The following is a 24030-nucleotide window of genomic DNA, read 5'->3' on the forward strand; positions in this document are numbered from 1 at the left end:
TCCGCTCGACCGACCGTCGAGTGGGTCAGTGGACGGTCGGTCGGCTCCCGGCCCCGGGAGACGGCTCGACGCTAGACCGTCAGGGCCCGTCGGAAGGTCTCGAGCGTCTGGGTCGCCGTGCGCTCCCAGGAGAACCGCTCAGCCTGTTCGAGACCGGCCGTGGCCAGTCGTCGCATCTCATCGGGCCGGGTCACGGCGGTGCGCATGACCGCCGCGATGCTGTCGAGTGACGTGGGGTCCAGGTACAGGGCCGCGTCGCCGCACACCTCGTGGTAGACGGGGATGTCGCTCATCATGACGGGGAGGCCGACCATCATGGATTCGAGTGCCGGGAGGCTGAAACCGTCGACGAACGAGGGCATCGCCATGATGGTCGCTCGTCGGTAGAGCTCACCCAGTTCCTCGCTCGTGAGCCAACCTTTGAGTTCGACCCAGTCCTGCATGCCGGTCTCCTCGACGACCGCCTGCAGGGGATCCTCTCCGTGGCTGCCGGTGATGACGAGCCGCGGGCGTTCGTGCTCGGCCAGGAACGGCAGGGCGCGGATGAGGCTCGCCCAGTTCTTGTGCGGGCGGCGGTTCCCGGTCGCGAGCACGAACGGGCGCTCCTGATCCGGTTCGCGGTCGCCGTCGATCGTCGGCATGGTGCCGGCCAGGGGCACGAGGTCGATCCTGGCCCGCGGGACGTGCAGGTACTTCTCGATCTCGGCGCGTGAGACCTCGCTGATGGTGAGGACCCTGGTGGCGTTCCTGGAGGTGAGGCGCTCCATGAGCTTCACGGGAGCGGTGTACAGCGGCGTCGTCATGAGCTCCGGATTGCTCCAGTACAGCATGTCGTGCATGGTGACGACCGACGGCATCGACGAGCGCGCCGGCCCGAGCGTGGCGGGGGAGTGGATGAGGTCCGCTCCGTGTCGCTTCGCCTGGCGGGCCACCTGGAACAGCTCGCCGTAGGCCCAGATGAACCGGTTCTCGCCGCTGATCCCCGTGTCCACCATCTCGCCGGGGAACCAGGAGCGGTCGAGCCGGTAGCCCTCTCGGCTGGCGAGCCCCACGAATTCGAACTCGCTGCCCTGCCGGCCGATCTCCCGATAGAGCTCGCGGGCGTAGGTCTCCATGCCGCCCTTCGTCCCGGTGTAGGAGAGGAGGTCGACGGCTACGCGGGGCATAAGGCCCGAGGATACCAGCGGGACGGTGGGGATAGGCTGGTGGGCGGTCCGGCGAGCGGTGAGGAGCGGGTCAATGCCAGCAGCACCAGTCGACGCACGCGTCTCCGTCGCCCTCTGCACCTACAACGGTGAGGCGTTCCTCGCCGAGCAGCTGGCGAGCATCGACCGGCAGACCGTACTGCCCGGCGAGATCGTGATCAGCGACGACGAGTCCACCGACGGGACGTCGGCCATCGTCGAGCGCTTCGCCGAGGCGTCGTCGGTCCCGGTGCGCTTCCTGCGGAATCCGACCGCGCTCGGTGTGACACGCAACTTCGAGAGCGCGATCCGTGCCACCGACGGGGACCTGGTCGTCCTGTCTGATCAGGACGACGTGTGGCGGCCCGACCGTCTCGAGCGTGCCCTGGCCGCCTTCGACGCGCGTCCGGAGCTCCAGATGGTGTGCTCCGACGCCCGTCTCGTCGGAGCCGACGGGGCGTCCCTCGGCACCACGCTCTTCGCGTCGCTGTCGATCGGCCCGCACGAACGCGACGGGATCCGGGCTGGTGACGCGTTCGGCGTGCTGTTGCGGCGCAATCTGGTCACCGGTGCGACCGCGATGCTCCGACGAGAGGTCTTCGACGCGGCCGTGCCGTTCCCGGCTCCATGGGTCCACGACGAGTGGTTGGCGATCGTCGCCGCATCGCGCGGACCCATCGAGCTGTTGGACGAACCGCTCGTCGACTACCGGCAGCACGGCGCGAACCAGATCGGGATCGTCGAGCCGACGCTGGCGTACAAGATCTCGAGGCTGATGCAGCCGGGGCGTCAGCGCAATCGGGACATCGCCGACCGCGTCGCAGGGCTCGCGTCGTGGCTCGATGAGCCTCGTGCCCACGCGCCGCTCGCCGATCCCTCGGCCGTCGTCGCCAAAGCGGCCTTCGAGCGGTTCCGGGCCGATCTCCCTCCGGCCCGGTGGCGGCGGATCATCCCCGTCCTGCTCCGTGCCCGACGCGGCGAGTACCAGCGGTATGCGAGCCAGGGGGCTCTCGACATCGTGCGGGATCTGCTGCAGCCGGCCTAGCCTCGGGTCACCTGCCATACGGCCGCGCCGGCCACGACCACGCCGAGCGCGAGGAGGCCGCCCCGCCACGGCGCCCGATGACGCGCGGCGAGGAGGAGCAGTGCCATCACGACGAGTTCCCGGGCGTTCACGAGCCAGGCCGCGAGCTGCAGGTCGTGGAGGGCGACGACGCCGACCGGGAGGGACAGCAGCACACCGACCGCCTTGATGGGACTCGCCCAGCGCATCCGGCTCTCGGCCTGGAGGACTGCCGTGACCGACCAGGCGACGACCGACGGAGCGACCGACAGCGTGAGGACTGGGACGAGTGCCAGGGCGGGGTCCCAGTCGTCTGCGAGGAAGGGGCCCACGACCAGCTCAGCCCCGATGCTCGTCGCCACGGCGGCCACGACCGCCAGGACCAGGGATCGTCGAAGCGAAGCCTCCGTGAGCGCGACGATCTCGGACCCCCGGCCGTCACGTGCCGCTTCGGCGAGGACCGGCCGGAGGACGTTGATCGCAGCCAGCGCCGCCGCGTCGCCGATGCTCCGCGACAGCGACATGGCGAACGCGTACTGGCCCAGACGTGCCCCGCCGGCGAGAGCCCCGATCGAGAGGCGGTCGGTCTGTCCCTGTCCCCAGCCGAGCAGCGAGAACAGTGCCGTGTGGAGGTAGTCGCCCAGGACGTTCACGGTCGGTTCGCGGGAATGCGCGTCGGCGGCGGACGCGCGGGGGAGTCGCGCTGCGCGTCGCCGGTTGAGCAGGGCGAACCCCGCCTCCGCGAGCATCGCCTGCAGGGCGCTGGCGAGGAGCGATCCCGTCGCCAGGAGGGTCGGCACGCTGCAGAGCAGGGAGCCCGTCGACGACCATGCCTGATGCGATGCGATCTCCTTCCATCTCCCAGCTCGCTGCAGCCGGACCAGGGCGTCGATTCCCACGGCCGAAGCCGCCGGGACGAGGACGAACGGCGCGAGGGCGATCGCCTGCCATCGGTCCTCCGCATGATGCGTCAGGACTAGGGCTCCGACGGTCACGGCGAGCGCGGCGCCTCCGATCAGCGCGGACCAGACCCGGAACCGGCGGACGAACCGGTCCCCGGCCTCGGTGTCTCCGTGGACGACGGCGGTCTGCCGGGCGGCCGTGTCGCCGACGGTCTGGACGAGCGTGAGGGCGAGGACCATCCACGCGTACATGCCGACGAGGGATGGCGTGAGCCGGGCGGCCAGGGCGAGCATGATGAGCGCCGACGCCACCCGGGGAAGGATCCGCTCGAGGATCGCCCAGGCGAGATGGATCATCGGCCGTTCAGCGGCATGGCGGTCGACCCGCGCATCGGTCGGCGAGCGCGGTCGTCGCGCCGGCGGGGTCTACGTCGCCGTCGGCGGCCTCGATCGTCGTGATCACAGGTACCACGTCCTCGATCGCAGGCTCTCGACCACGCGTCCTGCTCTCGACGAGAGCCGCTCGACACCGCGTCGACGCCGCGTGCCGTCGCGGCTCGGGATGATGACCTGCAGCGCTCCGACGACCAGGACGATGGGGAGCTCCCAGCCGAATGATCGCGGCATGCCCAGCCCGCGGTGTCGTCGGAACAACCGCACCGTTCCCCGGCCGTAGCCGAAGAACTGCCGAGCCACGGCTCGGAGGTCACCGCGAAGTCGGTACTCGACCACGGCCTCAGGGACTGCGGTGGTCGGGTGACCGGCCGCCGCCGCCCGCCAGAAGAAATCCGTCTCGTCGCCGCCGCCGAGCAGGGTCTCGTCGAATCCACCGAGCCGGTCGAACACCCGTCGTCGGAAACCACAGTTCGCTCCCGCGGGCCATGGATGGAAGCCGTGCACGGTGCTGACCGCTTCCTGCCTCCCCAACCTCGTACCGTCCGGGAGGGTCCGCTCGAGCGCGCCGCCGACGCAGTCCGCGCCGGCTTCCAGCGCGCGCCGGTGAGCCTCGATCCAGCCGACCTGGACGACGTCGTCGGCGTCGCAGAGCAGCACCGCTGAACCCCGTGATGCCCGGACGCCGGTGTTGCGAGCGTGGTTGATACCTGGCCTGCCGCTCGCGTCGACGAGGCGGACGCGCCCGTCCACCTCACTGAACCGGCGGACGAGTGCTGCGGTGTCGTCGACGGAGCCGTTGTCGGCGACGACGATCTCGATGTCGCCGGGCGAGCGCTGAGCGAGCAGGGCTTCGAGTTGCGTGGCGAGGGTACCCGAGCCGTTTCGGCAGGGGATGACGATCGAGTACACGGGCCTCCGGATCTGGCATGAGCGAGGTGACCAACTTTTTCGTCGTCTAACATACCACGTGTGAGATATGAGACTGATGACCGTCGTCCGCCCGCACCTCCCGTTCGACGAGCAGCCGACAGGGTGATCGTGCTCCACGTCACCGACTGCTATGCGGGTGGCATCCCCGTGGCGATCGAGGCGTACGTGCGGAATTCGCCGCCGGGTGTCGAACACCACCTGCTCGCGCAGATCCCGGACGGTGCCCCCGTCGACGACACGCTGTCCGACTGCTTCGCGTCCGTGACCGCCCTCGGACGGCGACCGCTCGCTGCCGTGCGAGCGATCCGCCGCGTGCGCCGTCGGACCGCGGCCGACATCGTGCACGCCCACTCGAGCTTCGCCGGCGCGTACGCCCGCGTGGCCCTGCGCAGTTCGCCGCGGACCCGCATCGTCTACACCCCGCACTGCTACGCGTTCGAGCGCGCCGACCTCTCCGTCTGGAGCCGCCGTGCGTTCCGGGCCGTGGAGTGGCTGCTCTCGTTCAACGTCGAGACCATCGCCGCCTGTTCCGAGGGCGAAGCCGCAGCTGCGGAACGGCGCGGGCCCCTCCGACCGCGCGTCGTCCACGTGCCGAACGTGGTCGCGGTTCCGCTGTGCGATGCCCGCCGAGACGGCCCGGAGCGGCACCGGCCGCTGCTGGTCGCGAGCCTCGGGCGGATCGCTCCGCAGAAGGACCCGATGCGGTTCGCCGACGCCGCGGCGTCGATCCGTGCGCGAGGGATCGAGGTGGTCCCGGTCTGGATGGGTGGTGGTGCGGACGACGACGTCACCCGGTTGGAGGCCTCCGGTGTACACGTCACCGGGTGGATTCCGCACGCCGAGGTGGGCAGGCGGCTCGCGCAGAGCGACGTCTACCTCCATACCGCCGCCTGGGAGGGGTTCCCGCTCGCCGTCCTGGAGGCGGTGCAGGCTGGTGTCCCGACGCTCGTCCGCCCGATCGCCGCGTTCGGGACGCTCCCGGACGCCCTCACGCTCGACAATGGTCTCGAGGCGCTCATCGCCAGCAGGCTGGCCGGGCCCCGGGCCTTCGCCGCGTGGGCCGAGGCGAACGTCGCCCGCTGGTCGGACCGCCTCCGGGGCCACACGCCCGCCCATCAGCGGACGGCGCTCGCCGAGGCCTACCGGATGCCGCAGGTGGCCTGATGCGGGTCGCTGTGGTGCAGTGGGGCCGCACCGGTGCGGGCCCGCTCTTCGCTCAGGAACTGGCTCAGGCGCTTCAGGAGGACGGCTGCGATGTCGTCGTGTCCTATTCCCTCGACGCCGAGGTGGCCGACCGGTTCGTGGCACTCGGTGTGCCGTCCTTCCCGATCCGCACGTATCGCGACAAGCGCGGCGCGGTGCTCGGTCTCCCGCGTCTGCTCTGGGCGGCGTTCCGGCTCGACCGGTTCCTCCGGCGTCATCGCATCGACGTCGTCGTCATCGCCATGGAGCAGCTCTGGCAGGGGGCGGTCGCGCCCGTGTTCCGCTTCGGCGGTCGTCGGAGTCTGCTCTGCGTCCATGACGCGACGATGCACCCCGGGGACTTCTCGCGGCTCGAACACCTCCTGCGTCGTGCCGAGCGCCGAGCTGCGGACGGCGCGATCGTGTTCTCCGAGCCGGTCGCCGCTGCGCTCACGTCGCGTGGTGAATTCAGCGCGGGCCGTGTCCATCAAACCGTCCACGCCGCGTACCAGGTCGACGCGGACCGTGCCGTGGTCCGGTCGACGTACCGGGAGGGTGTTCCGGTCGTCGGATGCTTCGGTCGGCTGTCGGCGTACAAGGGGCTCGGTCTCGGGGTGGGAGCGATCACCGAACTACGACGTCGCGGGACCCGGGTCCGATTGCGGGTCGTCGGGTCCGGGACCGACGACGCTCTCGACCTCCTCCGACACGAGGACGACGAGCTCGAGAACCGCTGGGTCGGTCAGGAGGAGATCGCACAGGTGGTCGGCGGGTTCGACATCGCCCTGTTGCCCTACACCGAGGCCAGTCAGTCCGGTGTGCTCGCCTACGCGATGGCGCTCGGGGTGCCCTCCGTCGTGACGCCGGTCGGCGGCCTCGCCGAGCAGGCGATCGCGTCAGGATCGGGCATCGTGGCCACGGCGGTGACGTCGACCGCGCTCGCCGATGCGCTGGAGGAGATCCTCGCCGACGTCGGTCGCTACCAGACGCTCTCAGCGGCGGGTGTCCTTGCTGCAGCGGGTCCGTTCTCGTGGGCGCGCGTCGCGGCGGACGTGCGCGTCGCCGCAGCATCCGTCGTGTCCGTACGTCGCTGATGCGCGCGGGACGCAGCGGAGGTCGGCCTCCGCGGGGCCGGGGGTGCCGTCGCTCCGGGTCGCAGAGACAGGAGGAGGCACACGGCGACGATCAGCATCGGCGTGAGATGCCGGAGGAACGAGCCGTAGTCCGGCTCGAAGATCGACTGCACGATCAGGAAGGCGAGGATCGCCGCGAACAAGCGGTTCTGGAACGCTGTGAGGATCGGAGCGCCGCGGGGCGCTCGGAGCCTCGCCGACCGGATCGCGGCGATGAGTGATCCCCAGATGACCAGCAGGACGAGCGCCACGACGAGGTAGATCGCCCCGCCGCGGAGCATCAGCGGGATCGGGATGATGAACGAGGCGAAGGTGAGGACACTGTTGACGAATCCGGACACGGGGCCGGCACCGGGGAAGAACTGCACGATCAGGGTGTTGACCGATTCCGCGGTGCGGTGCTCGTTCACCGTCAGGCGGTAGTGGTCGAGGTCGACACCGACGATCAGCGGGAAGACGACGGAGAGCCCGGCGTAGAGCACGAGGACGACCGCCGGGGTGGCCGTCCAGCCGCGCCGTGCTCGCAGCGCGAGCCGGAGCGCCAGATAGAGGCCGGCCACGAGGAACCAGTACGTGCGGAAGCCCTGGGCGTACAGCAGCATCGCGGCCACCGGCACCAGCTCGGCCAACAGACCTCGTCCGCGGTGGGCGATGAGGGCGAGTACCGCGCCCACCGTCAGCAGGTCCTTCGTGTACGCGCCGTGGTAGACCGCGGCGAGCGCGACGCAGCTGATGATGATGGCCCAGTCCACCCACTCGGCCGTCGTCGTCCGGGTGCGTGAGATCGCCGCCGTCAGGACGAGCAGGTAGCTCGCGACACCGACGAGGGCGGCGAGCGTCGGCAGCTCGGCCAGGCCCATCCAGCGGTAGACCGCGGCGATGAGCCGGAACGACGAGTCGGCCTCGGTGAACGTCCCCCGATTCACGCTGATGATCGTGCCCTCGTCGTTCGCGAAGTGCCCGGGCAGTCCTGGTTGCTCGGCTGCCACCCAGGCGAGCGTGAGGAGCGAGGCGATGAGGAGGAGCGAACCGCCGACGAGCGGGCGGTCACGTTCCCGCCCGCTGACATCGGGCGTCCGTCGCGTCAGCTGCCGGCGCCACACGGCCCGGTCGGCGCTGGCCTCCGCGCGGGCCCTGGCCGCGTCCCGCCGCGTCAGCTCCGCGAAAGGCTGCCGGGAGGTCACGGACGGATCGTGTGCTCGAAGCGCAACCTCGGCTGGAGGTCGCCGAACCAGGTCTCCGCGTAGTTCGACAGCTTGCGGTTGTTGTTGTCGAGCGCGACGACCCGGCGGCCCATCTGCAGCCCGATGAGCATGGCGTGGAGGCGATCGGTGACGACCACCTCGCCGCGGGCGATCAGCCGGACGGCGGCATTGAATCGACGTTCGGCTCGCCGCATCCACGCGGCATGATCGCGCTCCATGAGCGGTTTCAACACCGGGTGCTTCGCCGCGCGCCAGCCGAGCCACTCGTGCGCCCGGAGGTCCAGGGGGTCGGCCGGCCAGTCGGCGCTCTCGGAGCCCACGAGCCCACCCGCGCTCTCGCCGTCCGTCCGGGCGATGACGATGCGCCGCTGGGTCGGTTCGGGGGCGTTGATCGGGCCGAGGAGGTGCACCGCGTCCGGCGAGAGGCTGAGGTCCTCGACCTCGTCGCGGAGGAGGTCGTAGGAGGTCTGGTCGCGGACGGCGACCCGAAGGTTGAGCCGGGCGGCGAACCGTCGGGAGAACGCCCGGCGGTCCGCATCCGTGGGGAAGACGACCGACTGCGGTGCCTGGATGAGCAAGGTGTCGGCTGGGAGGCGCTCCGCGAGTTCGTAGCGAGCCTCGCTCAGCACCGGGTAGAGGCCTCCGAGGTTGCCGCCGCCCTGGATGAGGACCGGGATCGACGAGTCCCGGACCCGCTCGGGCATGCTGCCGGCGCTCGAGGTCGTGCGCACGTCGATGCCGTGTGCGCGCCAGAACCTGGCCTGTCCGAGGGCGATGGCTGAATCGCCCGAGTTCCGGTGATCGGGGAACTGGGTGTAGTGGAGTTCGGTGACGCCGCGATGCAGCTCGACGAAGGAGGTCTCGGCGCGCCGTCGCATGGTCTCGAGGTAGGGCATGGGTGCTCCGTCCGGATCGACACCGAGCGTTGCGCTGGAATCGGATACTTCAGTTGGTCGAATACATTATGCTCGATTGTCGCCGGGTCGTCTCGCACGTCGGCGATCGACCTCGCCCACCGCGCCTCGTGCGCGCCGAGGCTCGATCCGATGCACACCAGAACATCCCCAGGGAGGCCACCGCATGCCCTTCGTCGAAGCCCGCCGCTGCTGGGAGCGACGGTGCTCGCGCATGGTCCTCGTCCTCGACCTCCTGGCCGTCACCCTGGCGCTCACCGTGACCCAGCTCCTGTGGTGGGACGCGTACTGGCGCGGGACCGTGGAGGTCGTGGGGCCGTTCGGACGCCGAGACCTCGGCTACCCGGCGGTCACCCTCGCGCTCGCCGTCGCGTGGTGGTCGCCCCTGGCGGCGGCCCGATCGCGCCACCCGCGGGTCCTCGCGGACGGTTGGACACCCTATCGACGGGTCGTGGTCGTGACGACGACGGTCTTCGGCACGGTGGCGATGGCGTCCTACCTCCTCAAGCTCGAGATCGGACGCGGGTTCCTGCTCACCGCCATGCCGCTCGGGGTAGCCCTCCTCCTGGCGGTCCGATGGGGCGCCCGTCGACACCTCCGTGCGCGGCGACGCGGAAGCGCACTCGTCTACCGCACGCTGCTGGTGGGGGACCGCGACCAGGCGGTGCATGTCGCCGAGCGCATGCGCCGGGGCGACTGGGCAGGGCATCGGGTGGTGGGCGTCGCGACCCCGGGCATCGTCGACGATGACCGCATCGTGGGTGCCCCCGTCCTCACCGGGCGGCCCTCGATCGTCGATGCCGCCGAGGAGGTCGAAGCGGACACGGTGATCCTCGTCGGCCCCGTCGAACTCACCCCCGCCGAGCTCCGCCGCCTGGGTTGGGACCTCAGTGAGCGCGGGGTGAAGTTCATCATCGCGCCGACGCTCACGGGGGTGGCCTCGACCCGCCTGTACCTTCAGGCGGTGGCCGGCATCCCGCTCATCCATGTCGACCACCTGGAGCTGTCGCGGCTGGAGGCGGCGGCGAAGCGGGCGTTCGACGTCATCGGTTCCGCGACGCTGCTCCTGCTGCTGGCCCCGGTCATGCTCGCGGTCGCGCTCGCGGTGAAGACGACGAGTCGGGGGACCGTGCTGTACCGGCAGGAGCGCGTCGGCCTGCGCGGCCGCCCCTTCCAGATCCTGAAGTTCCGCTCGATGGTCGCCGACGCCGACACCGGAGCAGCCCTCGCCGTGCAGCAGCACGCGGACGAACTGCTCTCGAAGGCTTCGGACAACCCGCTCGTGACCCCGATCGGACGGATCCTCCGGAAGTACTCGCTCGACGAGCTCCCGCAGTTGTTGAACGTCCTGGGGGGTTCGATGAGCCTCGTCGGTCCGCGGCCGCACCGGGGGTGGGAGGTCGAACGCTACGACCTGCTCGCCCGGCGACGCCTCCTGGTGAAGCCGGGCATGAGCGGACTGTGGCAGGTCAGCGGGCGGTCCAACCTCTCCTGGGACGACTCGGTCGACCTCGACCTGTACTACGTGGAGAACCGGTCGGCCGCGATCGACCTGAAGATCCTCGCGCAGACGGTGCGAGCGGTCGTCGCCCCGGGAACCGATGCACGGTGATCCGGCGCCGCTCGGGGCCGGGTTCAGCGTTCCGGAAGCTTGTGCCGCCAGCTCAGTCCGCCGGCACCGATGACCGCGCAGACGACGAGGAGCAGCCAGCCGCCGCTCAGCAGCAGGCTGCTCTCGGCGGCGCCCGATGCGAGCAGGGTCACGACGATGAGGGCAGCCCAGACGTGCACGACGCTGCGCCGGTTGGTCGCGATGAGCCAGGTCCGCACGAGCGCCAGACCGCCGAGGAGGAGGAACAGGGCGAGCCCGATCAGTCCGAGCTGCAGGTACACGTCCAGGTAGGCGTTCAGCGCCGAGTCGTTCGTGCGGCCGAGGCTCGCGTCGATGAACCGGTACGGGACCGCATCGGAGACCCAGCCGCCCGTCCAGCCCCAGCCGTTGAGCTCGCTCGGGGCCAGGCGTCGCAGGGTCTCCTGCCAGAGTGCGTAGCGCTGCTCGATTTCGAGCCCGAGACCGAGGACGCGGAACACCTCGGATCGGAAGAGGTACCCGATGAGGCCGACGAGCGCGAGGACGGTGAGCAGGACGAACTGCCAGGTGCGGCGCGGTTCCGGCCGGAGTTGCCGGAAGACGTAGAGCACGGCGGTCGCGATGCCGAGGGCCGCGGCGAGGAGCGCGACGCTCGGCGAGCGCGTGCCGAGGATGAGCCCGGCGGCGAGCGCGATGGACCCGATCGTCACCCCGTGCCGCACGGAACGGGTCCGCCATTCGACGACGAAGGTGACGAGACCGAGCAGGGCCGCGATCCCGAGGGCGCTCCGGGTTCCGAAGACCCCCTCCAGCGGACCGCCGAAGGCGAGGTTCCCGCTGATGCCGAGGAACGGCAACGGGGTGTCGATGAGGACGCCGCTCACGACCTCGAGCGCCAGGGACGTGCCGAGGAGCGCGCGGAAGGCGGTGCCCGTCGCCCGGACGATCTGGATGGTGTCGCGGGTCAGCGCGATCACGATGGCGATGAAGGCCCACGCGAGCTGTCCGCCGATGGCGGGCAGGGTCGCGAGGGGCGTGGCGCTCCACACCACCGACACCGCGCTCCAGGCGAGGAACAGCAGGACCGAGATCGGCAGGAGGCCACGCCACTCGATGATGGGGAGGCGTGCGAGGAGGATGCCCGTGCCGATCGTCGTGAGGCCGACGAGCATCGCGCTGAACCCGGCGATACCGATCAGGCTCGTGATGAGGTGCTCACCGAAGGCGGTCGCGACGGCGATGGTGGCGAACGCGGCGGCCAGCGGCGCCGACGACAGGACGCGCGCGGCGACGGAGAACGCGTCGAAGTCCGCCGGTCTCACGCCGGGCTCATCCGCCGATGACGTCGCGCCGGTGCGCGGGTGCGAGGTCGGAGGAGGCCGCGACGGTGGGAACAGGCCAGGCGGGTTCCTGCTTGGTCTTCACCACGAGGAGCACGAGGAGGACCCAGCCGGATTCGATGAGTATCCGGCTCTCCGCGACCGACTGCACAACGAGGGAGACCGCGATGAGGACGGGCGCGAGCGACAGGGCCGTGTACGGCCGCTGTGCGTCGAGGTCGACGCGTGGACGGTCGACGGCCAGGAACCAGGTGCGGGTCAACATGGACAGGACGACCGCGGCGAAGAGCACCAGGCCGACGACGCCGAGTTGGAACCAGACGTCGAGCCAGGCGTTGTGCGCCTGGAGCTGTCGGACGCCGCGTCGGATGACCAGGTCGGTGAAGAGCGGCTCCCACGGTGCCCACGGACTCGAGAAGCCCCATCCGAAGACCGGCCGCTGTTCGATGAGGCGCCACACGGTCGCCCAGATGTCGAGTCGACCGGTGAGGTCCGGGCTCTTCCCGAGCAGGCCGAGGAGTTGCGTCCGGAAGACGACCGCTCCCACCGCACCGACGACCCCGATGCCGAGGAAGCCGAGGTACACCGGCGTCCTCGCCTCCGGGCGAGGTGCCCGACGGATCGCCAGTGCAGCGGCGAGGACCACCGCCGTCACCACGGCGGCGAGCAGGATGGTGGTCGAGAAGCTCAGGAGGAACATCACGACGGAGAGACCGAGACGGATGAGCAGGGTCCAGCGACGTTCCGGGCCGGCCAGCCCGGCTGCGCCGGGCTCGTCGCGGCGCGCCGCCAGCCGGAGCCCGAAGACGATGATCCCGAGCAGCGCCACCACGGCGAGGAGGTTGGCGTTCCCCGAGATGCCCTGGATGCGTCCTCCGGAGAACAGGAGGTCCCGCGACCAATAGTCGAGCAGGGGCGGGTCCGCCGAGTCCCCGGCGTAGAAGTTCGGGAGGACCGGGTGCCGGATGATCGCCGCGACGACGAACTCGAAGAGGAGGGAGAGTGACAGCACCCACGTCACGGCACGGCCGAGGACGCGGATGACCTCGGGCCAGGAGAAACAGCCGGCGAGGGTCACGCCGAGGATGGTGCACAGCGCCGCACCGAGCAGGGTCGCGGCCGTGCCGCTGGGGTAGGCGGACCAGGCGATCGAGACGATCGACAGCACCCCGTAGCCGACGAGTGACCACGGCACCCGGGTGCGGCGCCAGTTCGGGCGGACGACCATCAGGCACGCGAGGGCGGCACCACCTGAGACGAGTGCCACCGCCGTGTAGCCCCAGATGGTGAAGAGGTTCGTCCAGAACGTCCCGGCGAGCACCGCGAACGTCGCGAACACCGCGACGTGCCTGACGACGAGTGCGCGTGTCGTCAGCGCTGCCGGCGGGCGGGGCGGGGCGGGTTCGGTGGACAGCATCGTGCCCCCAGGGTAGCGGCTGCGGCCGCCGCCGAGGCCCTGGTCCAGCGCGGTGGTCAGACGAACGCCGCAGTGCCGGTGATGGCCCGCCCGACGATGAGCGCGTTCATCTCCCGCGTGCCCTCATAGCTGTAGAGGGCTTCGGCATCCGCGAAGAACCGGGCGGCGTGGTAGTCCAGCACGATGCCGTTCCCGCCCATGATCTCCCGTGCCCACGCGACCGTCTCGCGCATCCGCGCGGTGCAGAACGCCTTGGCGAGCGCGGAGTGCTCGTCGCGCTGGGTGCCCTCGTCGAGCATCTGCGAGACCCGGACGCACATCGCCATCGACGCGGTGATGTTCCCGAGGCACTTCGAGAGGAGGTCCTGGATCAGCTGGTGGCCCGCGATCGGCTTGCCGAACTGCACGCGCTCCTTGGCGTAGGCGACCGCCGCCTCGTACGCGCCGACAGCGACGCCGACACTCGACCAGGCGACGCCGGCTCGCGTGAGCCGCAGTACCTTCGCCGTGTCGCGGAAGGAGTTCGCGTGCTGCAGCCGGAGGCGCTCGGGGACCCGGACGTCGTCGAGGGTGATGTCGGCGTTCTGCACCATGCGCAGGCTGATCTTGCCCTCGATCTTGGTCGCGGAGTAGCCGGGGGAGTCGGTCGGCACGATGAAGCCCTTCACCTGACCGTCGGCGGTGTCCTTCGCCCAGATGATCGTGATGTCGCTGAAGGTCGCATTGCCGATCCACCGTTTCGAGCCGGACAGGATCCAGTCGTCGCCGTCCCTGGTCGCCGTGGTGCGGAGCCCCTGTGCGCTGTCCGACCCCGATTGCGGTTCGGTGAGTCCGAAGGCACCGAGGACCTCGCCGGAGGCGAGCTTCGGGAGCCATTCGTCCTGCTGCTCCTGGGAGCCGCACTCGCTGATCGAGCCCATGGTGAGACCGTCCTGCACCCCGACGAAGGTGGAGATCGACGCGTCGATCCGGGAGAGCTCCATCGAGGCGAGGCCGCGGAACACGGCGCTGTTCTCGAACGGCGTCGTCTCCGGCCAGGCCCATCGGGCGACGTCGAGCTCGAGGAGCGGGGTGATGAGGTGCTTCGGGAACTCGGCTCGCTCCCAGTACTCGTTCACGATCGGCTTCGCCTCGGTCTCGGCCCAGGCTCGAAGGCGGGCGATGGCCTCCTGCTCGGGAGCCGTCAGCAGGCTCTCGAAGCCGTAGAAGTCGCTGGCGAGGGGTTCGAAGATCATGGTCCGTTGCTCCATTGCGTCCGCTGGCGCCGGATCGGCGTCCCGGCCAGCCTAGGCAGGTGCGCTCGGCGCGGACAACGGCTTGGTAGTTTGGTGCACGGTGCCGGGCGACCGCGTCGCACGGCTTGTAGGACGACGCCAAGCGGCCCCAGGGTCCGGCTGGCGCGTCACCCTCGTCCGTCGAAAGGGCCCCACCATGTTCGTGCCGCTCCGTGCCACTCCTCGTGACTACGCGTGGGGGTCGTCGACGGCGATCGCGGAGGTGCTCGGGTCCGAGCGCTCAGGGCGCCCGGAGGCGGAACTCTGGCTCGGCGCACACCCCGGGGCGCCGACGCCGATCGCGGATCCGTCGACGGTGGGGGGACACGCCGACCTCGAGCGCTGGCTCGCCGCCGATCCCTCCGCGCTCGGCGGGCACGGCTCGCTGCCGTTCCTCCTCAAGGTCCTCGCAGCGGCTCATCCGCTCTCGCTGCAGGCCCACCCCGACCTGCACCGCGCCGCCGCGGGCTTCGCCGCCGAGAACGCGCGAGGGGTGCCGCTCGACGCCCCGCACCGCAACTACAAGGACGCGCTCCACAAGCCGGAACTCATCGTCGCCCTCCGGGACGGCTTCGAGGCGCTCTGCGGGTTCCGCGAGCTCGATGCGACCGATGCGCTGCTCGCCGAGCTGGTGGCCTCGTCGCCCGATCCGGCTGCTGCGGCGCGCATCACCATGCTCCGCGGGATGCTGGCCGCCCCCGACGGGCTCCGCGACACCGTGCGAACCCTGCTCGAGCAGCTCCCCGGCGGGCTGCTCGACGCCCTCGTCGCGTCCGCCGCTGCTCCCGGTTCGGGTGCATTCGACGCCGAGCGGACCCTGGTCGGACGGCTCGCCCAGGAGTATCCGGGCGATCCCGGCATCGCGGTCGCACTCCTCCTCAATCTCGTCACGTTGCGAGCCGGCGAAGCGCTGTACCTCCCAGCCGGGAACATCCACGCCTACCTCCGCGGCATCGGCGTCGAGCTCATGGCCGCGAGTGACAACGTCCTGCGCGGCGGGCTCACCCCGAAGCACGTCGACGTGCCCGAGCTGCTCGAGGTCCTGGAGTTCGAGCCGCGGCCGGTGCCGTGGCTCACCCCGACGGACCTGGGTGGGGGGCTCAGCCTCTTCGTCCCCGACGTGCCGGACTTCGAGCTGCTGCGGGTGGACCTGTCCGGTGAGCCGTCCGAGCAGGGGTCGTCGTTCCGACTCCCCGGCCCCGGGATCGCGATCGTGGTCGACGGCTCGGTACGGATCACCGGAGCCACCTCGTCCATCGAGCTCGGTCGAGGTGGCTACGCCTTCATCACGCCCGACGAGGCGGAGCTGCGCTTCTCCGGGACCGGGACCCTGTTCCTGGCGACGACCCAGGCCTGACCGCCCGGCCGGGTGGCCCGGTCCACCCAGCTCAGGCGCTCTCCCGCACCCCGAAACTCCGCCGGTAGGCGGCAGGCGTGGTCCCGAGGACGCGGTCGAAGTGGTGACGGAGGACGGCTGCGGTGCCGAACCCGGTGTCGGCCGCGATCCGCTCGACACCGTGGTCGGTCCGTTCGAGCATCTCCTGGGCTCGGAACAGGCGTTGCCGGTTCAGCCAGGCGGCCGGCGTGCTGCCGAGCTCCGAGCGGAAGCGGCGTGCGAAGGTCCGCTCGGACATGTGCGCCTGCCGCGCGAGGCGCCCGATGGGCAGGTCCTCGGCGAGGTGGTCGAGCATCCAGTCGACGACCGGGGCGAGCGACTCGCACTGCTGCGCCGCGACGGGGGAGAGGACGTATTGCGCCTGACCGCCGTCGCGCTGTGGCGGGACGACCATCCTGCGGGCGATGACGTTGGCGCTCGCCGCGCCGTACTCCTGTCGTACCAGGTGCAGACACGCGTCGATGCCGGCCGCGGTCCCCGCGCCCGTGATGACCTTGCGGTCCTCGACGAACAGCACGTCCGGGTCGACGGTGGTGCCCGGGAACGTCGTCTGCTGCTCGCTGGTGTACATCCAGTGGGTCGTGCTGCGCCGACCGTCGAGCAGTCCTGCCTGACCGAGGACGAACGACCCGCTGCACACGCTGAGGACCCAGGCACCCCGTGCCTCCGCCGCTCGGAGGACGTCGAGGTAGGCCTCGTCGACCGCTCCGGCACGCGATCCACCACGACCGGTGATCACCACGAGGTCCGCCTCGGCCGCGAACGACAGGTCGTCGTCGACGACCATGTCGAAGCCCCGCGCACCGTCGTCGCTCAGGTTCATCCGGACCGGACCGGGGTCCTTCGTGACGATGCGGAGGTCGAAGGCGGGACCGCCCTGGTCCGACCGGTCGATGCCGAAGACCTCGCAGACGACGCTGAACTCGAACGGTTGCAACCCCGGAATGGCGAGCAGGGCGACCTTCGACAGCATGGGACCTCCGGATGATCGACTTGGCAGGAATGTGCTCATTTGCGTCCATCCTGCCACTGGTGGCAGTTTTTCGCCATTCCTAGAGTTTCAGACATGTCCATCATCGCACTCGTCATCGGCATCCTCACCGTCCTCATCGCCGTCGTCGCTTCCGCCGCGACCCTCCGTGCCGTCCTGACCGACGGCTATCGCCGTGTCCCCAGCCGTGCCGGCGCACGACGCACGCGCCTCCAGTAGTCTGGTCACTCCGTCTGCAGCACGGCAGGTGGAGGACTCCCTGGAGGAAGCATCGTGGCGTGGCTGGTGACGGGCGGAGCCGGATACATCGGAGCCCATGTGGTGCGGGCCTTCCAAGCGGAGGGGATCGACGTCGTCGTCCTCGATGACCTGTCGAGCGGACACGAGCGCTTCGTTCCTGCGGGTGTGCCGTTCGTCCGCGGAACCCTGCTCGACGGCTCGGTCCTCGAGCGCACCTTCTCCGAGTTCGAGCTGAGCGGTGTCGTCCACGTCGCCGGGTACAAGTACGCGGGTGTCTCCGTGCAGCGCCCGCTCCACACGTACGCCCAGAACGTCACGGCCACCGCGATGCTGCTCGCCGCGATGGAGGAGCACCGGGTGGAGCGCATCGTCTTCTCGTCGAGCGCCGCGGTGTACGGGACCACGGACGTCGACCTCGTCACCGAAGACACCCCGAAAGCGCCCGAGTCGCCCTACGGCGAGTCCAAGCTCATCGGTGAGTGGCTGCTCCGCGACCAGGGTGTCGCCACCGGGCTGCGCCACACATCGCTGCGGTACTTCAACGTCGTCGGCTCCGGGACGGACGAGGTCTACGACACGAGCCCACACAACCTCTTCCCGCTCGTCTTCGACGCGCTCCTCGCCGGACGCACCCCCCGCATCAATGGCAACGACTACCCGACGCCGGACGGCACCTGCGTCCGCGACTACCTGCACGTCGCGGATCTCGCGGCCGCGCACGTCGCCGCAGCCAAGCGGCTCGATGCGGGTGAGCCCCTCGAGGCGGCGTACAACCTCGGAAGCGGGGACGGGTCGAGCGTCGGCGAGATCATGACCGCGATGGCGGAGGTGACCGGGATCGACTTCACCCCCGAGATCATGCCGCGGAGGGCGGGCGATCCCGCACGGATCGTCGCGTCCGGCGCGCTCGCAGCGCGCGACCTCGACTGGCGGATGCGACACGATCTGCGCCAGATGGTGGAGAGCGCATGGCGGGCCAGGCGCGCCGCCGACTGACGTCGCGCGGCCGCACGATCCGCCCCGACGGGCCCCGACACCCAGTTCGGGTCACACGCGGCGCGTCGCGAACCCTCACCTCGTGATTGAGGCTTTACGATGTGCGACTTGACTCGACCATAACTACAAGGGTGTAATTATGTATCGCGCCGCGTGGCGCAGGGTACGAGTAGGTGGGGAGACGGTATGGCGATTCCTGAGTATCGTGCCGGAGTACCCGACGACTGGTTCGTCGATCCGGTCAATCTGGGAGTCCCCGGCGTCCGTCAGCCCGCTGCGGAGGGCGAGGACGACACCCAGCTCTCCTGGCAGACCGATGCGCTGTGCGCGCAGACCGACCCCGAGGCGTTCTTCCCCGAGAAGGGTGGATCCACGCGCGACGCGAAGCGGATCTGCACCAGCTGCGACGTCAAGTCGCAGTGCCTGGAGTACGCGCTCGCGAACGACGAGCGCTTCGGCATCTGGGGCGGCCTCTCCGAGCGCGAGCGCCGGAAGCTGCGCAAACGCGCCGTCTGACGCTTCTTCGAACGCCGACCGAGCCGCTCCCGGCTCACCGGAACGCCCCCGATTCGGGGCGCGCCCGCTCGGTTCCCGCTCTTCCGGCCGGACCCGCTTAGTCTGAATCCGATGTCTCCCCGAGTAACGGCGATTCTCGTGGTGCGCGACGGCTCAGAGCCGCTCGCACGCACGCTCGACGCCCTCCGTGCCCAGACCCGTCCGGCGGACGGGATCATCGCCGTCGCCACCCGCGCGAGTGAGGCGACGATCGAGGAACTCGGCCGCGTCCCCGGCATGAAGCTCGTGACCTCGACCGAGGACCTCAGCTTCGCGCAGGCCGTGGCCGCCGGCGTCCGCGTCACCGATCAGCCGGAGGACGCCGAGCAGATGCTCTGGTTGCTCTCGGAGGACACGGCTCCCGAGCCGACGGCGCTCGCCGCCCTGTTGGGTGCCCTCGAGGTCTCACCGTCCGTCGGTGTGGCCGGCCCGAAGATCCTCGACTGGGACGACGCGTCGTTCCTCCGTCGCTACGGCGAGACGATCACCACCCTCGGTGCGGCGGTCCCGGTGGTCGAGGACGAGCTCGACCAGGCCCAGCACGACACGATGAACGACGTGATGGCGGTCGGTCCGGCCGGCATGCTCGTCCGCCATCAGCTGTGGGACCAGTTGGGCGGCTTCGACCAGGCCCTCGTGGCGGACGACGCCCTCGACTTCTGCATCAGGACCCGCCTCGCGGGCTACCTGGTCGCGGTCGTGCCGACGGCGCGGGTCGCCTCCGCGGGCGAAGGCATCGCCGGGCCCTCCTGGTCGAACCGGCTCGGCGCGCGTCGCCGCCGCCACCGTCAGGCCCGCGCCGCACAGCTCCACCGCCGTCTCGTCTATGCGCCCGGGATCATGGTCCCGGTGCACTGGCTCAGCCTCGTGCCCCTCGCCATCCTGCGGGTCATCGGGCACTTCGTGAAGAAGCAGCCCGAGCTCGTGCTGGGCGAGCTCTCGGCGGCGTTCGCCGTCGCGTTCTCCGGGACGAAGGTCGGGAGCGCCCGGCGCCAGCTCGCGAAGAACCGGACCTTGGGCTGGTCGAGCATCGCCGGCTTGCGGATGCGACTCGACGAGGTGCGACGCAAACGCGCGCTCGCGCGGGAGGCGACGCAGATCGGCTTCATCGGCGAGGAACGCGACCTCCGCTTCTTCTCCGGCGGAGGCGCCTGGGTCGTCCTCGCTACGGCGGTCATCGGAGCGGCGATCCTCGCCCCGCTCCTCGGCGCCACCTACCTCACCGGCGGGGGACTCCTCCCGCTCTCGGCGACGGTCGGCGACCTCTGGCAGCACATCGGCTTCGGGTGGCGCGACGTCGGCCTCGGGTTCGTCGGTGCCGCCGACCCGTTCAGCGCCGTCCTCGCGGTGCTCGGGACCATCACCTTCTGGCAGCCCTCGTTCTCCCTGGTCCTGCTCTTCCTGCTCGCGCTGCCGCTCTCCGCGCTCGGCGCCTGGTTCGCCGCCACCCGACTCACGGAGCGCAGCGGACCCCGTGCGGTGGCGGCGCTGCTCTGGGCGCTCGCCCCGACGCTCCTGACCGCGCTCGCCGACGGTCGTCCCGCGGCCGTCATCGTGCACGTCCTGCTGCCCTGGCTGTTCTACGCGGGTGCGGTCGCGTCCCGGTCGTGGGCCGCAGCCGGCACGAGCGCCTTCCTCTTTGCCGCGATCGTCGCGAGCTCGCCCTCCCTCGCCCCGGCGTTGCTCGTCATCTGGCTCGTGGCGATGGTCTTCGCCGGTCGGGGAGTCGCCAGGGTCGGCCTCGTCCCGATCCCCGCCATCGCGCTGTTCGCCCCGCTCATCTGGCAGCAGGGCATCCATCGCAACAACTGGCTCGGACTCCTCGCCGACCCGGGTGTCGCGACGCCTGCGACCGCGGCGTCCGGCTGGCAACTGTCCCTCGGCTTCCCCGGCGGCAGCCTGGGTGGATGGAGCCAGCTCGGTGCGGCGCTCGGGCTGCCGGGTGCGGCTCCCGTGATCGTGGTGCCCGCGCTGCTCGCGCCGCTCGCGATCGTCGCTCTGCTGGCCCTGTTCCTCCCGGGCTCCCGACGGGCCGTCCCGTTGCTCATCGCGGCGTTCCTCGGTCTCGTGTCGGCAGTGTTCGCCACGCATCTCCTCCTCGCCTCCGCCGCCGGAACGGCCGTCCCTGTCTGGGCCGGTGCGGCGATCAGCCTGTACTGGCTCGGAATCGTGGGCGCTGCGACCCTCGGCCTCGACCGCATCCCACGGTTCCGGGCGGTCCCGGCGCTCGTCATGGCCCTCGCCGCTGCGGTCATCGCCCTCCCACTCGCCCTCGCCCAGCCCCTCGGCACCTCGGTGGTCCGTGAGAGCTCCGGCCGCCAGCTGCCCGCCTATGTGACGGCCGCGACGCAGACCGATCCTCGGCTCGGCACCCTCGTCATCACACCCGGTGACGACGGCACCATCACCGCGGTCGTCATCCGTGGCCAGGGGGAGACGCTCGACGGCCAGTCGACCATCGCCCAGACGGCCCCTGGCGTGTCCTCGGACGACCGCGTCGTCGCCGAGCTCGCCGGTAACCTCGCGTCGCAGAGCGGGCTGGACCCGACGGAGACCCTCGTCGAGCACGGCATCGCCTTCGTGCTGCTGTCGCCGGTCGCAGACGGCGAGGAGCAGACGGTGGCGGGTCAGACCGCCGGCCGCGCGGCGAGTGCGCTCGACGCCAACGCAGCGCTGGTCGCCGTCGGTGACACGACGAGCGGGACGCTCTGGCGCACCGTCGCGGACGTCGGCACCGGCCCCGAGCTCCCCACGTCCAACGTGCTCGGCACCCTCATCGGTGTCGGCCTGGGCGTCGTGTTCCTCATCACCCTGCTCCTGAGCATCCCCAACGGTGCGTCCCGCGACGGGTACCGCGCGGGATCCAGGAAGCCGGCGAAGCTGAAGGGCCGTGCCGCTCGCAAGGCGGCCGCGTCCGGGGCGACGGTCGCGGTGATCGACGACGACGCGACCGGCACCTATGACGACGAGGAACCGACCGCCGCTCTCGACGACGAGGCGGAGGGATCCGCGTCGGCCGACACCGCCGACGGGTCGACCCGTCCCTCCAAGCCGCGTTGGTGGCGCCGGGGTCAGGCCTCCGCCGGGGCACCCGCTCCCGCGTCGGCACAGGCCGAGGCAACCGATGACGCCGTGTCGGTCGATGACGCTCCGTCGACCCCCGACGCCGCGTCGGCCGATGACACCGTCGCTCGCGATGGAACCGGGGTGGTGGTGGAAGACGCCGTCGACCCGGACCCCGACGTGACCGGATCGACGCCGGCCGCCGACGCCGTCGTGGACTCGAACACCACGGCCGACCAGGTCCCCGACGAACCGGCGATCGCCACGGGCGATGCCGTCGTGTCCGAGGCGGATCCGAGCGACGCGACCGTGACGACGCCGGATACCGACACCACCCGCCGGGACACCCCGGGAACGGAGCAGCCGCATGCCCAGTAAGCGCGGAGTCGCCATCACCTCCGGTCGGATCGTCACCGGCCTCGTCGGGATCGGGATCGCCGCGGTCACGATCGCAGCGGCCGGGCAACTGCCCCTCCCGACGGTCGAGATCGCCCCTCAGGACATCCGAGTCACTCCGGTGGCCGGCGACCAGTCGGTCGTGTGCCCTGGGCCGCTACTCGCCCTGGCCCAGGACGCGACGGCCGCCACGGCAGCCGGCTCCTTCGGCCCGGCGAGTGTCGACTTCGGAGCGAACGGGGTGACGCCCACGACGCGTGAGCTGGCCGCACCCGACAACACGAGCGGCGCGGCGGACGGCGGGCCCACGGTGATCACCGTCCCCGGCGCGACCGACGGGACGGTGACCCCACTGAGTGGCGCGCAGTCGCAGATCGCCGCCGAAGCCGAGGTCGCCGGTCTGGCGGCTGCCGCCTGCACGCCGGCCTCGGCCGAGAGCTGGCTCGTCGGTGGGTCGAGCGACATCGGTCGCACCACGCTGGTCCTGCTGAGCAATCCGTCGGCCGTCGATGCGAACGTGACCCTCGAGGTCTTCGGTGCTGCCGGGCGGATCGACGCTCCGGGTGCCGCCGGGATCGTCGTCGCCACCGGCACGCAGCGGGTGATCGCCCTCACCGGCCTCGCGCCCAACGAGCCGACCCCCGTCGTGCACGTGACGAGCGAGGGTGGTCAGGTGGTGGCCGCGCTCCAGCAGAGCACGGTCCGCGTCCTGACCCCCGGCGGCGTGGAGGTCCAGGGGCCGACCGCGTCGCCCTCGACCGACCTCGTGATCCCGGGCGTCGTCGTCACGGCTCCGGCGGCCGCAGGGGCGAGCTCCGACACCGCGTCCGTCGACGACCGGGCCACGGCCCTCAGACTGTTCGCGCCGGGATCCGAGCCCGCCGACGTCGTGATCACCGCCACTCGGGAGAACGCGAAGGACGAGCCGATCGTCATCGACGCCACCATCCAGCCGGGCGTTCCCGGCGAGATCGCCCTGGCCGACCTCCCGGCCGGTGAGTTCTCGCTGGAGGTCACCTCGACCCGACCGGTGGTCGCCGCGGCCAGGACGAACTCGCGCGGCGGAACGCTCGAGGACTTCGCCTGGTTCGGAGCGACGCCCGCACTCGACGACACCGCGGCCTTCACCGTCCCGACCGGGCCGGGGCAGAAGCTCCACGTCTTCAACCCGACCGGCACCGACGCCGAACTCACGTTGACGGGGGCTGACGGCAAGGAGACCACGGCGAAGATCGGGGCAGGCGCGGCGGTGACGCTCGGCGTCGGCTCGGGTCAGAGTTACGTCCTCGCCGGGGGCGACGGCCTCCACGCCTCGATCAGTCTCGCTGCGGCGGGGCGGCTCACATCACTGCCGGTCACACCACCGAACCCGCTGGCGGCGCCGATCAGCGTCTACCCGCGCTGACCGCGGCGGCGGCGGGTCAGAGGAACCGGTAGCGTTCCGGCCCGAGGTCCCAGGGGTCCTTTCCGAGGAGCTCGGCGACGGCGCGGAACACGCAGCTCTCCACCATCATGCGCTGATGCAGCTCGTCGTCCCGGTGGAGCTTGCTCATCCGCTGGATGGGCAGCCGGTACAGGATGATCCGTCGGCGTGCTCGGTCGACGAACCAGCGGTCGACGCCGTCCGTCCCGGAGTTCTGCGCCGGCATCGCGCCGACCTCGAACCTGACGTCGGCGAGTTCGGCGGGCCAGGCTCCGCGGAGGTAGTCGGCGGTGGTGGCGACCGTCAGGTCGAACTGGTCGATCCGGGTGTCGATCGGTGGCACGTCCGGTCCGACGACGCTCGAACGACCGTTGCGACCGTGCCGTGATCGGCGGCGCGAGAGGGCGCCTCGCGTCTCCTCGTCAGCCTGCGCCATGCG

At 70.9% G+C, this 24030-nt stretch carries 20 protein-coding genes; 10 read left to right on the forward strand and 10 right to left on the reverse strand.

Annotated elements, in window-relative coordinates:
- Nucleotides 1–71: 71 nt before the first annotated feature.
- Entirely contained in the window at nt 72–1166 is a 1095-nt protein-coding gene (locus HOW07_RS15035; RefSeq protein WP_175117721.1) for a glycosyltransferase family 1 protein, read from the reverse strand.
- 73 nt (nt 1167–1239) lie between these two features.
- Between HOW07_RS15035 and HOW07_RS15040 the strand changes: the two genes are divergently transcribed.
- Nucleotides 1240–2229 carry a glycosyltransferase family 2 protein gene (locus tag HOW07_RS15040; RefSeq protein ID WP_175117722.1) on the forward strand — a complete coding sequence of 330 codons (990 nt, stop codon included), beginning with the start codon at nt 1240–1242 and terminating at the stop codon, nt 2227–2229.
- Here the strand turns inward: HOW07_RS15040 and HOW07_RS15045 are convergent.
- Both HOW07_RS15045 and HOW07_RS15050 read right to left on the reverse strand, forming a co-directional pair.
- Nucleotides 2226–3506, reverse strand: a complete 1281-nt coding sequence (locus HOW07_RS15045) for a lipopolysaccharide biosynthesis protein (RefSeq protein ID WP_175117723.1) — start codon at nt 3504–3506, stop codon at nt 2226–2228. The genes HOW07_RS15040 and HOW07_RS15045 overlap by 4 nt on opposite strands.
- Before the next feature lie 102 nt (nt 3507–3608).
- On the reverse strand, nt 3609–4454 hold the full coding sequence (locus tag HOW07_RS15050) for a glycosyltransferase (protein ID WP_175117724.1): 846 nt from the start codon (nt 4452–4454) through the stop codon (nt 3609–3611).
- 123 nt (nt 4455–4577) lie between these two features.
- Here HOW07_RS15050 and HOW07_RS19880 point away from each other — a divergent pair, with 123 nt between their 5' ends.
- Both HOW07_RS19880 and HOW07_RS15060 read left to right on the forward strand, forming a co-directional pair.
- Nucleotides 4578–5639, forward strand: a complete 1062-nt coding sequence (locus HOW07_RS19880; RefSeq protein WP_175117725.1) for a glycosyltransferase — start codon at nt 4578–4580, stop codon at nt 5637–5639.
- On the forward strand, nt 5639–6751 hold the full coding sequence (locus HOW07_RS15060) for a glycosyltransferase family 4 protein (RefSeq protein WP_175117726.1): 1113 nt from the start codon (nt 5639–5641) through the stop codon (nt 6749–6751). Before HOW07_RS19880 ends, HOW07_RS15060 begins: the two co-directional genes overlap by 1 nt.
- Here the strand turns inward: HOW07_RS15060 and HOW07_RS15065 are convergent.
- The gene (locus HOW07_RS15065; RefSeq protein WP_175117727.1) at nt 6637–7974 is read right to left on the reverse strand and encodes a hypothetical protein; all 1338 of its coding nucleotides are present in this window, start codon (nt 7972–7974) and stop codon (nt 6637–6639) included. The genes HOW07_RS15060 and HOW07_RS15065 overlap by 115 nt on opposite strands.
- Nucleotides 7971–8891, reverse strand: coding sequence for a polysaccharide pyruvyl transferase family protein (locus HOW07_RS15070; protein WP_175117728.1), 921 nt, complete (start codon nt 8889–8891; stop codon nt 7971–7973). The genes HOW07_RS15065 and HOW07_RS15070 overlap by 4 nt, the downstream gene beginning before the upstream one ends.
- Before the next feature lie 184 nt (nt 8892–9075).
- Between HOW07_RS15070 and HOW07_RS15075 the strand changes: the two genes are divergently transcribed.
- Nucleotides 9076–10521 (forward strand): sugar transferase, encoded by a 1446-nt coding sequence (locus HOW07_RS15075; RefSeq protein WP_175117729.1) that lies wholly within the window; start codon nt 9076–9078, stop codon nt 10519–10521.
- A 23-nt stretch (nt 10522–10544) separates the two neighbouring features.
- Here HOW07_RS15075 and HOW07_RS15080 read toward each other — a convergent pair whose 3' ends face one another.
- From HOW07_RS15080 to HOW07_RS15090, 3 genes are read right to left on the reverse strand one after another with little or no spacing between them, the layout of a single operon-like run.
- On the reverse strand, nt 10545–11822 hold the full coding sequence (locus HOW07_RS15080; protein WP_175117730.1) for an O-antigen ligase family protein: 1278 nt from the start codon (nt 11820–11822) through the stop codon (nt 10545–10547).
- A gap of 7 nt (nt 11823–11829) precedes the next feature.
- A complete protein-coding gene (locus tag HOW07_RS15085; protein WP_175117731.1) occupies nt 11830–13257 on the reverse strand; it encodes an O-antigen ligase in 1428 nt (475 codons plus the stop codon).
- A 56-nt stretch (nt 13258–13313) separates the two neighbouring features.
- On the reverse strand, nt 13314–14492 hold the full coding sequence (locus HOW07_RS15090; RefSeq protein ID WP_175117732.1) for an acyl-CoA dehydrogenase family protein: 1179 nt from the start codon (nt 14490–14492) through the stop codon (nt 13314–13316).
- A 196-nt stretch (nt 14493–14688) separates the two neighbouring features.
- On the opposite strand from HOW07_RS15090, the gene manA reads away from it, so the two are divergent.
- Entirely contained in the window at nt 14689–15888 is a 1200-nt protein-coding gene (gene manA, locus HOW07_RS15095; protein ID WP_175117733.1) for a mannose-6-phosphate isomerase, class I, read from the forward strand.
- Between the two features lie 31 nt (nt 15889–15919).
- Here manA and HOW07_RS15100 read toward each other — a convergent pair whose 3' ends face one another.
- Nucleotides 15920–16900, reverse strand: coding sequence for a GlxA family transcriptional regulator (locus HOW07_RS15100; protein WP_175117734.1), 981 nt, complete (start codon nt 16898–16900; stop codon nt 15920–15922).
- Nucleotides 16901–16993: 93 nt separating this feature from the next.
- Between HOW07_RS15100 and HOW07_RS15105 the strand changes: the two genes are divergently transcribed.
- The 5 genes from HOW07_RS15105 (at nt 16994) to HOW07_RS15125 (ending at nt 23573) form a co-directional block, all read left to right on the forward strand.
- Nucleotides 16994–17137 carry a hypothetical protein gene (locus tag HOW07_RS15105; protein ID WP_153303456.1) on the forward strand — a complete coding sequence of 48 codons (144 nt, stop codon included), beginning with the start codon at nt 16994–16996 and terminating at the stop codon, nt 17135–17137.
- Nucleotides 17138–17191: 54 nt separating this feature from the next.
- Nucleotides 17192–18154, forward strand: coding sequence for a UDP-glucose 4-epimerase GalE (gene galE / locus HOW07_RS15110; protein WP_121291869.1), 963 nt, complete (start codon nt 17192–17194; stop codon nt 18152–18154).
- A gap of 186 nt (nt 18155–18340) precedes the next feature.
- Entirely contained in the window at nt 18341–18670 is a 330-nt protein-coding gene (locus HOW07_RS15115) for a WhiB family transcriptional regulator (RefSeq protein WP_079002812.1), read from the forward strand.
- 111 nt (nt 18671–18781) lie between these two features.
- Complete coding sequence (locus tag HOW07_RS15120) at nt 18782–22150, forward strand: glycosyltransferase (protein ID WP_175117735.1); 3369 nt, start codon at nt 18782–18784, stop codon at nt 22148–22150.
- The gene (locus HOW07_RS15125; RefSeq protein ID WP_121291867.1) at nt 22140–23573 is read left to right on the forward strand and encodes a DUF5719 family protein; all 1434 of its coding nucleotides are present in this window, start codon (nt 22140–22142) and stop codon (nt 23571–23573) included. The genes HOW07_RS15120 and HOW07_RS15125 overlap by 11 nt, the downstream gene beginning before the upstream one ends.
- Nucleotides 23574–23589: 16 nt before the next feature.
- Here HOW07_RS15125 and HOW07_RS15130 read toward each other — a convergent pair whose 3' ends face one another.
- Nucleotides 23590–24027 (reverse strand): metallopeptidase family protein, encoded by a 438-nt coding sequence (locus tag HOW07_RS15130; RefSeq protein ID WP_175117736.1) that lies wholly within the window; start codon nt 24025–24027, stop codon nt 23590–23592.
- Nucleotides 24028–24030: the final 3 nt, after the last annotated feature.

The organism is Plantibacter sp. MCCC 1A11337 (assembly GCF_013349365.1).
GTDB lineage: Bacteria > Actinomycetota > Actinomycetes > Actinomycetales > Microbacteriaceae > Plantibacter > Plantibacter flavus_A.